Source organism: Streptomyces sp. (assembly GCF_035644915.1).
Classification (GTDB): domain Bacteria; phylum Actinomycetota; class Actinomycetes; order Streptomycetales; family Streptomycetaceae; genus Streptomyces.
On the sequence record NZ_DASQNP010000149.1, the window covers coordinates 23,949 to 33,014 of the forward strand.

A 9,066-nucleotide genomic window follows, 5' to 3' on the forward strand; every position below is an offset into this window, starting at 1 on the left:
ACCGCCGCCTGCCGGCGGTCCGGCGGGACCGTCTCCCCCAGACGTACCCAGACCGGCGGCCGTACCGCGCGAGGCCGGGCCGTTCGTGCCGGACACCCGCCGGGCTACTCCCCCAGGAGCTCCCGGACCAGCGCCCCGACCTGCCCGGTCTCCAGCAGGAAGGCGTCGTGCCCGTACGGCGAGTGGACGACCCGCACCGCGTCGGCGCCGGGGACGCCCGCGGCCAGCTCCTCCTGCTGCCACAGCGGGTAGAGCCGGTCGGTGTCGATGCCGGCGACCAGGGTGGGCATGGTGAGCCGGCGCAGGGCGGCCGCGGTGCCGCCCCGCCCCCGGCCCACGTCGTGCCCGTTCATCGCCTCGGTGAGCACCACGTAGCTGCCCGCGTCGAAGCGGCGGACGAGCTTGTCCGCGTGGTGGTCGAGGTAGGACTCCACGCTGTACCGGCCGCCGGAGCGCGGGTCCTCGCCCGGCTGCGGACGGCGCCCGAACCGCTCCCGCAGCTCGGGCCCGCCGCGGTAGGTCACCTGCGCGATCCGCCGGGCCACGCCGAGCCCGCGGTGGGGGCCGCCGCCCGGCCCGGCGTCGTGGTACTCGCCGCCGCGCCAGGCGGGGTCGGCGCGGATGGCGTGCAACTGCGCCGACGCCCAGGCGATCTGCTCGGCGCCGGACGCCGCCGGGCAGGCCAGCAGCAGCAGCCGGGAGACCCGCTCCGGGTGGGTCGCCCCCCACTCCAGGGCCCGCATCCCGCCCATCGAGCCGCCGACCACCAGCGCCCAGCGGTCGATGCCCAGCCACTCGGCCAGGCGGACCTCCGCGGCCACCTGGTCGCGGACCGTCAGGCGCGGGAACCGGCTCGCCCAGCGCCTTCCGTCGGGGTGGCGGGAGGCCGGGCCGGTGGTGCCCTGACAGCCGCCGAGCACGTTCGGGACGACCACGAAGAGCCGGTCGGTGTCCAGGGGACGCCCCGGGCCGATCAGCGCGTCCCACCAGCCCGGGGTGGGGTGGCCCGGCCCGGCCGGTCCGGCGGCGTGGCTGTCGCCGGTGAGGGCGTGCAGCACCAGCACCGCGTTGTCCCCGCCGGGTGCCGGGCACCCCCAGGTCTCGTAGGCGATGCGCACCCCCGGCAGGACGTCCCCTCCCTCCAGGGGCAGGGGGTGCGGCAGCTCCACCCAGCGCCGGTCCCCCGGCGGGTCGCCGTCCTGCCAGGCCCCGGTCGCCGGCGGCGGCCCGGCGGGACGGGTGCCGCCCGGGGCGGGCGGGCCGGACGGCGGCGCCTGCCGCTGCCCGGTGACCGCCCGTCCGGCGTGCCGGAGGTCCGTCACGAGGAGGCGCCCTTCGCCGCCCGGAAACCGGCCTCCAGATCGGCCTTGAGGTCCTCCACGGCCTCGATCCCCACCGACAGCCGCACCAGCCCGGGGGTGGTGCCGGTGGCCGCCGCCTCGGCCTCGGTGAGCTGGCTGTGCGTGGTCGAGGCCGGGTGGATGATCAGGCTCCGCACGTCGCCGATGTTCGCCAGGTGGCTGAACAGCTCCACGGCGTCCACCAGGCGCTTGCCCGCCTCCACCCCGTCGCGCAGCTCGAAGGCGAGCACGGCCCCGGCGCCGCGCGGCAGGTAGCGCCGCGCGGTCTCGTACCACGGGCTGGACGGCAGCCCCGCGTAGTGCACCGCGGCCACCTCGTCACGCCGCTCCAGCCACCGCGCCAGTTCGAGGGCGTTGGCGGAGTGCCGCTCCAGGCGCAGCGACAGCGTCTCCAGGCCCTGGAGGAGGAGGAAGGCGGAGAAGGGGGCGATCGCCGGGCCGAGGTCGCGCAGCAGTTGCACCCGCAGCTTCACCGCGTACGCGCTCGGCCCCAGGTCGGGCCAGTAGCGCAGCCCGTGGTAGCTGGGGTCGGGCTCGTTGAAGTCGGGGAAGCGCTCGGCGTGCGCCCCGAAGTCGAAGGTCCCGCCGTCCACCACCACGCCCCCGAGCGTGGTGCCGTGCCCGCCGAGGAACTTCGTCGCCGAGTGCACGACGATGTCCGCCCCGTGCTCCAGCGGACGCAGCAGGTACGGGGTGGGCACGGTGTTGTCGGCGATCAGCGGGACGCCCGCGGCGTGCGCCACCCCGGCCACCGCGGCGACGTCCAGGACGTTGCCGCGGGGGTTGCCCAGCGTCTCGGCGAACAGGGCCTTGGTGTTCGGCCGGATCGCCGCCCGCCACGCGTCGAGGTCGTCGGGGTCCTCGACGAAGCTCACCTCGATGCCCAGCCGGGGCAGGGTGTGGCGGAAGAGGTTGTAGGTGCCGCCGTAGAGCGAGGCGGCGGACACCAGGTGGTCGCCCGCGGACGCCAGGGTGAGGATCGCCAGGGTCTCGGCGGCCTGTCCGGAGGAGGTGGCGACGGCCGCCACCCCGCCCTCCAGGGCGGCCACCCGCTGCTCGAAGGCGTCCTGGGTGGGGTTGTGGATGCGGGTGTAGATGTTGCCGGGCTCGGCCAGGGAGAACAGGTCGGCCGCGTGCCGGGTGCTGTCGAAGACGAACGAGGTGGTCTGGTAGATCGGCACGGCCCGCGCTCCGGTGGCCGGGTCGGGGGCCGCTCCGGCGTGCACCTGCCGGGTCTCGAACGACCAGGCGCGGGCGGGGTCGCCGTCCGGCTCCCGGCCGGTTCCGTGGCCTGCGGTGACGGCGTCGATGGGCTGGTTCATGTCACTCCTCGGTGAGGGAACGGGAAGGGAGGTGAGGGGGGGTGCCGGGTGCGTCAGGAGGTCGCGGAGGCGGCGAAGGGCACCTGTGCGGCGGCCGGGCGGGTGCCATCGGCGCCGGCGGGGTGCGTCCACAGTCCGCGCGCCCGCAGGACCGGCAGGACGCCCTCGCCGAACCAGTAGGCCTCCTCCAGGTGGGGGTAGCCGGAGAGCACGAACTCCGTCACGCCCGCCCGGTGGTACTCGCCGATCAGGTCGGCGACCTCGGTGTGGCTGCCCACCAGCGCGGTGCCGGCGCCGCCGCGCACCAGGCCGATGCCGGCCCACAGACCCGGGTGGATCTCCAGGCGGTCGCGGCTGCCGCCGTGCAGGGCGAGCATGCGCTTCTGCCCCTCCGACTCGCTGCGGGCCAGCCCCTCCTGGACGGCGCGGACCGTCTCCGGGTCGAAGCCGTCCAGCAGCCGCCGCGCCTCCGCCCACGCCTGCTCGCCGGTGTCCCGGGTGATGACGTGCAGGCGGACGCCGAAGCGCGGGGTGCGGCCGTGCCGGGCCGCGAGCGAGCGGATGCGGCTGATCTTCTCCTCGACCTGGGCGGGCGGCTCGCCCCAGGTGAGGTAGACGTCGGCGTGCCGGGCGGCGACCTGCCCGGCGGCCGGTGAGGAACCGCCGAAGTAGATCCGCGGCACCGGGTCGGGCACCCGGGCCAGACGGGCGCCCTCGACCCGTAGGTGACGGCCCACCAGGTCCACCGTCTCCCCCTCCCACAGCCGCCGGACGATGCCGAGGAACTCGTCGGTGCGGGCGTAGCGGGCGTCCTTGTCCAGGAAGTCGCCGTAGGCGCGCTGCTCGTGGCTCTCGCCGCCGGTGACGATGTTCAGCAGCAGCCGGCCGCCGGTCTGCCACTGGTAGGTGGCGGCCATCTGGGCGGCGAGGGTGGGCGAGACGGACCCGGGCCGGAAGGCGACCAGGAACTTCAGCCGTTCGGTGTGCCGGCTGACCATCGCGGTGGTCAGCCAGGCGTCCTCGCACCAGGCGCCGGTGGGGGTCAGTGCCGCCGCGAAACCCAGGTCCTCGGCCGCGCGGGCGATCTGGGTGAGGTAGCCGACGGTCGGCGGGCGGTCGCGGCCGGAGGCCGTCACGCCGGTGCCGTGGCCGCCGCCGACGACATGGCGGCTGTCGCCGTTGGTGGGCAGGAACCAGTGGAAGGTCAGGGTCATGGCAGGGGTGGCTCCGTTCGGACGTTCGGACGGGCGGATGTGTCGGGACGGGCGGGTCGGGGTGGATGTGCCGGGACGGCTGGGTCGGGACGGACGGCTGGACGGGCGCCGGGCTAGAGCAGCCCGTGGCGGGGCGGCCGGGTGCCGTTCAGGACGTGGCGGCCGATGTGCTGGACCTTCCAGCGGACGGGGTCGTGCAGGGTGTGGGTGCGGGCGTCGCGCCAGTACCGGTGCAGGTTGAGGGAGTCCAGCGCCGAGCGGGTGCCGGAGACCTCGAAGAGCGCGCTGCCCGTCTCGACCGCCGCCTCGGCGGCGGTGACCTTGGCCGCCGCCACCGCGATCGACGCCTCGGCGGCGGTGTCGTCGGTCAGGTTCCCCCGGGCGGTGTCCACCGCCTCCGCGGCGGCGGCCAGCAGGGCGTCGGCGGCCCGCACCCGGATCGCCAGCTCGCCGAACCGCTGGATGAGCAGCGGGTCCTCGGCGGCCGTGTCGCATCCGCTCTCGAACCACGGCCGGCTCGCGGTCCGTACGAACTCCGCCGCCTGCGCCAGCGCCCCCGCGGCGATCCCGGCGTCGATCGCGGCGTGCAGCAACTGGGCTGTGGCGCCGTGCAGTTGGGGCCCGGTGAAGGTGAGGTGGTGGGGCACCACCCGGTCGGCGGGCACGGGTACGCCGTCCAGCCGCACCGTTCCGCTGGCGGTGGTGCGCTGGCCCATGCCGTCCCAGTCGTCCACCACCGTCAGGCCGGGCGCGTCCCGCGGCACGTAGGCGACGTGGAGGGCGCCGTCCTCCGCGCGGGCGAGCACCGGGATCCAGTGGGCGAACAGGGCGCCGGTGCAGTAGTGCTTGACGCCGGTCAGCAGGTACGAGCCGTCGTCGCGGCGCTCCAGCCGGGTGCGGATGTCCTGGACGTGCCGGGTGCCGGCCTCGGACTGGGCGTTGCCGAACCGCCTGCCCGCCAGCGCCTGGGCGAAGAAGAACGCCTGCTGCTCGGCGGTGCCCTGACGGCGCAGCACCTCCAGGTAGACGACGTGGCTCTGCGGGATCTGCGCCAGGCTGGCGTCGGCGGAGGCCAGCAGCCGGAACACCTCGGCCAGCGTCCGGGCCGAGACGTCCGCGCCGCCGTACCCGGCGGGCACGGTGACCGCCAGCAGCCCGGAGGCCGAGAGCCGGTCCAGCTCGGCGTGCGGCAGCAGGCGCCGGGCGTCGCGCTCGGCGGCGCCCGGCCGGAACTCCTCGGCCAGCTCGGCCGCCGTCTTCAGCGCCTCCGCGTCGTCGGCGATCACATGGGCGCTCGGGACAGGGGTGGACACAGGGGTGGACATGGGGTGTGCTCCCGTTCTCCGGCGGTCTCAGCTCGCGGCGGCGAGCACGGAGTCGTTGCGGCCCAGGGCGCGGGAGAACTCGTCCACCACCTGGCCCAGGGCCTCGGCCGCGGCGGGCGCGACGGTGATGCCGCCGTCGGGGCCGGCCGTGATGTCCCTGTCGAGGGTGAACCAGCCCTGCACGATGTGCGCGGCCCCCATCGAGCTGAGCACCGGGCGCAGCGCGTAGTCGATGGCCAGGACGTGCGCGGTGGTGCCGCCGGTGGCCAGGGGCAGCACGGTCTTGCCGGCCAGGGCGTACTGCGGGAGCAGGTCGAGCAGCGACTTCAGCAGGCCGGAGTAGGCGGCCTTGTAGACCGGGGTCCCGATGACGACGCCGTCCGCCCGCGCGAAGAGGGCGGCGGCCTCGGCCACGGCCGGATGGGCGACGTCCGCGCCGTGCAGGGCCTCGGGCGGCAGGGAGCGGACGTCGAGCGGGACCACCTCGTGGCCCTGCGCGGCCAGCCGGGCGTCCAGGTGGCGCAGCAGGCGGGCCGTGCGCGAGCGGGGCGAGGGGCTTCCGGAGACGGACAGGACGGTTGCCATGACGGGATGCCTTTCGTGGTGCCGTAAGTGGTCCGGCGGGTGCGGTGGAGAGGTGGTGCGGGGTGCGGGGTGCCGCCCCCGGTGGGCCGTCCCGCGCGGCGCGGGGCGGCCCACCGGGGCGGGCGGTCAGGAGTACCAGGTGGGCTGGGGCAGTTCGCCGGTGAGGACGTGGCGGCCGACCTCGCGCCGCTTGTAGGCCACCGGGTCGTGCAGGGTGTGGGTGCGCACGTTGCGCCAGAAGCGGTCCAGGCCCTCGGCGGAGGCGGTGGAACGGGCGCCGGTGACCTCGAAGATCCGGCTGGTGACCTCCAGCGCGACGTCGGTGGCCCGGGCCTTCACCGCCGCGACCCGCACCTCGAACTCGCCGCGCGCCCGCTCGGTGACGGCGTCGGGGTCGTCGTGCAGCTTCTGCCCCTCGGCGGCCACCGCGTCGGCCAGCGCCTCGACGGCCCACAGCTTGGCGGTGAGGTCGCCGTAGGTGTCGATGACGTACGGCTCGTCGACGGCCCGCTCGTACCCGCCGTGCAGCCAGGGCCGGGTCCTGGTGCGGGTGTAGGCGGCGGCGGTCTCCAGGGCGCCCGCGGCGATGCCCAGGTAGAAGCTGACGAAGACCAGTTGGATGGTGGGCACGTTGAGGGTGTTGTAGACGCGCGGCCGGAACTCCTTGTCGACGTAGCCGGCGGCGGCCGACCACGGGACGCGCACCCCGTCGATCGTGACGCTGCCGCTCTCGGTGAGGCGCTGGCCGATGTTGTCCCAGTCGTCGTGGAAGGTCAGGCCCTCGCTGTCGGAGGGGACGATGGCGAAGACGTGCTGGTCGGTGCCCTCCAGGACGCCTTCGAGGACGGTGACGTCGGAGACCCTGGAGCCGGTGGAGAACGTCTTGCGGCCGGTGAAGGTGAGGGTGTCGCCCTCGTCCCGCACCACCACGTCGTTGTCGCGGGGGTTGACGGCGCCGCCGAAGAACCACTGGTTCCGGGCGGCCTCGGCCTCGACGTGCTCCCACTGCTCGCGGGTGCCGACCAGGCGGGCTGCCCAGTTCCACAGGTAGTGGTAGCCGAGCAGTTGGCCGATGGAGCCGTCGGCCTTGGCCACCTCGCGGACGACGCGGTAGGCGGTGGTCCAGTCCTGACCGCCGCCGCCGTGCTCGACGGGGCCGAGCAGGGTGACCAGTCCGGAGTCCTTCAGCAGTCGGACCTCGGTGTACGGGGTGGCGCCGGCCTTGTCGCGGGCGGCGGCGTCGGTGGCCAGGACGGCGGCGACCTCGGCGGCCCGGCGGATCCAGCCGTCCGCGTCGTCGGGCCGGGGCCGGGTCTGCCAGTCGGTGGCTGCGGTGGTGGTCATCTCGGGTGTCCTCCCGGTGTGCGGATGTGTGGGTGCTCGGGTGTGGGCACGGGTGCGCGGGTGTGTGCGGGGGTCAGGAGAACGCGGGGGCCGGTTCGGTCTCGGGCAGCTCGGCCTCCAGCTCCCTCACCAGGGGGAGGACCCGCTTGCCGAAGTACTCGACCTCCTCCAGGTAGTGCAGGAAGCCGAGCAGGAGGAGGTCCACGCCGAGCCGCTTGTAGGCGACGATGCGTTCGGCGATCCGCTCGGGAGTGCCGATCAGGCCGGTGCGGAAGCCGTCGTTGTACTGGACCAGGTCCTCGAAGGAGGAGTCCTGCCACATCCCCTTGCCGTCGGCGGTGGACCGTCCCGCCTGCCGCACGGCGGCGCCGAAGCCGTGCACCGCCTCGGTGTCGGCCTTGGCGACGATCTCGCGCAGCGTCTCACGGGCCTCGGCCTCGGTGTCGCGGGCGATCAGGAAGCCGTTGAGGCCGAAGCGCGGCGGGGTGCGGCCCGCCGCGGCGGCGGAGGCGCGGATGTCGTCGAGCTGCTCGGTGACCCCGTCGAAGTCCTTGCCGTTGCTGAAGTACCAGTCGGAGACCCGGCCGGCCATCGCGCGGGCGGCGGTGGAGTTGCCGCCCTGGAAGATCTCCGGATGCGGGCGGCCGGGGGCGCTCACCGGCTTGGGCTTGAGCGAGAAGTCGCGGATGCGGTAGAAGTCGCCCGCCAGTTCGGCGTGGTCCTCGGTCCAGATGGCGCGCAGCGCGCGGATGAACTCCTCGGAGCGGCGGTAGCGCTCGTCGTGCTCCAGCCAGGGCTCACCGAGCGCGGTGAACTCGTCCTTGAACCAGCCGCTGACGACGTTCACCGCGAACCGGCCGCCGGAGAGGTGGTCGGCGGTGGCGCCCAGCTTCGCCAGCACCCCCGGGTGCCACAGGCCGGGGTGCACCGCGGCGATCACCTTCAGCCGCCGGGTGGCCAGCAGCAGGGCGAGGCTGAAGCTGGTCGACTCGTGCTGGTACTCGGCTCCGTAGCTGGCCATGTAGCGGACCTGGCTGAGCGCGTAGTCGAACCCGTTGTCCTCGGCGAGCACGGCGAGTTCGCGGTTGTAGTCGTAACCCCAGTCGGTGCGCTGCTCGATCGTGCTGGTGACCAGGCCGCCGCTGACGTTCGGCACCCAGTAGGCGAAACGGACGGGTTCGGTCGCGGATGGTGCTGACATGGCTACTCCGAGCAAGTGAGGACGGGCAGGAGAGGGCACGGCGCCCGGTCCGCCGCACGGCGGTACGCCGCCGGCGGGAACGGCGGAGAAACCGCGGACGCGCGGGGAACGGGAGGGAGGAAACGGGAACCGGACGAGTCGGGTGACGCGCCGTCAGCCCCACAAAACCAACCGCGGAACCGGCCGTACGACGGCCGGGGTCCGGGTCTCGGTGGTCAACGGGCGTACGGCACCGGGGCCGGACCGCTCAGGAGCGGATCGGCGCGGTGGGCGGGCGCGAGAAGGTTTCCCTGGAAGCGGGAGAGAAGCCCGGGATCGTTCAGCCCCGGCAGCAACAACAGAAAGCGCTGGAAACACGCGCGAGATCGACGTGGCGTCGCCGCGTGAGACCGTTTCGCTTCATGCCAACGATCCAACCAGTGGGACACCGGCGGGGTCAAGAACGCCCCTACTCGGTCTCGCATGCCGGGCACGCCGGAACTACCCCCGCAGGCGCGGGGAGCAGGGCGGCGGCTGGGTTATCGTCCCCCCGGGCACGGGACCATCCCCGCGGGCGCGGGGAGCAGGTGTAGCCAGGCAGGATACCGCCACGCGCGAATGGACCATCCCCGCGGGCGCGGGGAGCAGTCAGTGTTCCAGGCGCCGGCCTCCAAGCCCTGGGGACCATCCCCGCGGGCGCGGGGAGCAGAGAGTCCGGTTTTCCTGGGGAACGTT

8 protein-coding genes are annotated in these 9,066 nt (G+C 74.5%); all 8 read right to left on the reverse strand.

Annotated elements, in window-relative coordinates; translation table 11 throughout:
* Positions 1-104: 104 nt before the first annotated feature.
* The 8 genes from metX to VE546_RS27985 all read right to left on the reverse strand — a co-directional run bounded on the left by metX (position 105) and on the right by VE546_RS27985 (position 8,755).
* Complete coding sequence (metX, locus tag VE546_RS16600) at positions 105-1,322, reverse strand: homoserine O-acetyltransferase MetX (RefSeq protein WP_324922980.1); 1,218 nt, start codon at positions 1,320-1,322, stop codon at positions 105-107.
* A complete protein-coding gene (locus VE546_RS16605) occupies positions 1,319-2,683 on the reverse strand; it encodes a bifunctional o-acetylhomoserine/o-acetylserine sulfhydrylase (RefSeq protein ID WP_324922982.1) in 1,365 nt (454 codons plus the stop codon). Before VE546_RS16605 ends, metX begins: the two co-directional genes overlap by 4 nt.
* A 53-nt stretch (positions 2,684-2,736) precedes the next feature.
* Positions 2,737-3,897 carry an LLM class flavin-dependent oxidoreductase gene (locus tag VE546_RS16610; RefSeq protein ID WP_324922984.1) on the reverse strand — a complete coding sequence of 387 codons (1,161 nt, stop codon included), beginning with the start codon at positions 3,895-3,897 and terminating at the stop codon, positions 2,737-2,739.
* Positions 3,898-4,010: 113 nt separating this feature from the next.
* Positions 4,011-5,222, reverse strand: a complete 1,212-nt coding sequence (locus VE546_RS16615) for an SfnB family sulfur acquisition oxidoreductase (protein ID WP_324922986.1) — start codon at positions 5,220-5,222, stop codon at positions 4,011-4,013.
* A gap of 27 nt (positions 5,223-5,249) precedes the next feature.
* Positions 5,250-5,807, reverse strand: coding sequence for an NADPH-dependent FMN reductase (gene ssuE / locus VE546_RS16620; RefSeq protein WP_324922987.1), 558 nt, complete (start codon positions 5,805-5,807; stop codon positions 5,250-5,252).
* A 126-nt stretch (positions 5,808-5,933) separates the two neighbouring features.
* Entirely contained in the window at positions 5,934-7,151 is a 1,218-nt protein-coding gene (locus VE546_RS16625) for an acyl-CoA dehydrogenase family protein (RefSeq protein WP_324922989.1), read from the reverse strand.
* 73 nt (positions 7,152-7,224) lie between these two features.
* The gene (gene sfnG / locus VE546_RS16630) at positions 7,225-8,352 is read right to left on the reverse strand and encodes a dimethylsulfone monooxygenase SfnG (RefSeq protein ID WP_324922990.1); all 1,128 of its coding nucleotides are present in this window, start codon (positions 8,350-8,352) and stop codon (positions 7,225-7,227) included.
* Between the two features lie 319 nt (positions 8,353-8,671).
* A complete protein-coding gene (locus VE546_RS27985; protein WP_414720503.1) occupies positions 8,672-8,755 on the reverse strand; it encodes a putative leader peptide in 84 nt (27 codons plus the stop codon).
* Positions 8,756-9,066: the final 311 nt, after the last annotated feature.

Excerpts from the sequence above, each read along its gene's own strand:
- VE546_RS16605 (WP_324922982.1), bottom strand. The coding sequence starts at position 2,683 with ATGAACCAGCCCATCGACGCCGTCACCGCAGGCCACGGAACCGGCCGG.
- ssuE (WP_324922987.1), bottom strand. The coding sequence starts at position 5,807 with ATGGCAACCGTCCTGTCCGTCTCCGGAAGCCCCTCGCCCCGCTCGCGC.
- VE546_RS27985 (WP_414720503.1), bottom strand. The coding sequence starts at position 8,755 with ATGAAGCGAAACGGTCTCACGCGGCGACGCCACGTCGATCTCGCGCGT.
- VE546_RS16610 (WP_324922984.1), bottom strand. The coding sequence starts at position 3,897 with ATGACCCTGACCTTCCACTGGTTCCTGCCCACCAACGGCGACAGCCGC.
- sfnG (WP_324922990.1), bottom strand. The coding sequence starts at position 8,352 with ATGTCAGCACCATCCGCGACCGAACCCGTCCGTTTCGCCTACTGGGTG.
- VE546_RS16625 (WP_324922989.1), bottom strand. The coding sequence starts at position 7,151 with ATGACCACCACCGCAGCCACCGACTGGCAGACCCGGCCCCGGCCCGAC.
- VE546_RS16615 (WP_324922986.1), bottom strand. The coding sequence starts at position 5,222 with ATGTCCACCCCTGTGTCCACCCCTGTCCCGAGCGCCCATGTGATCGCC.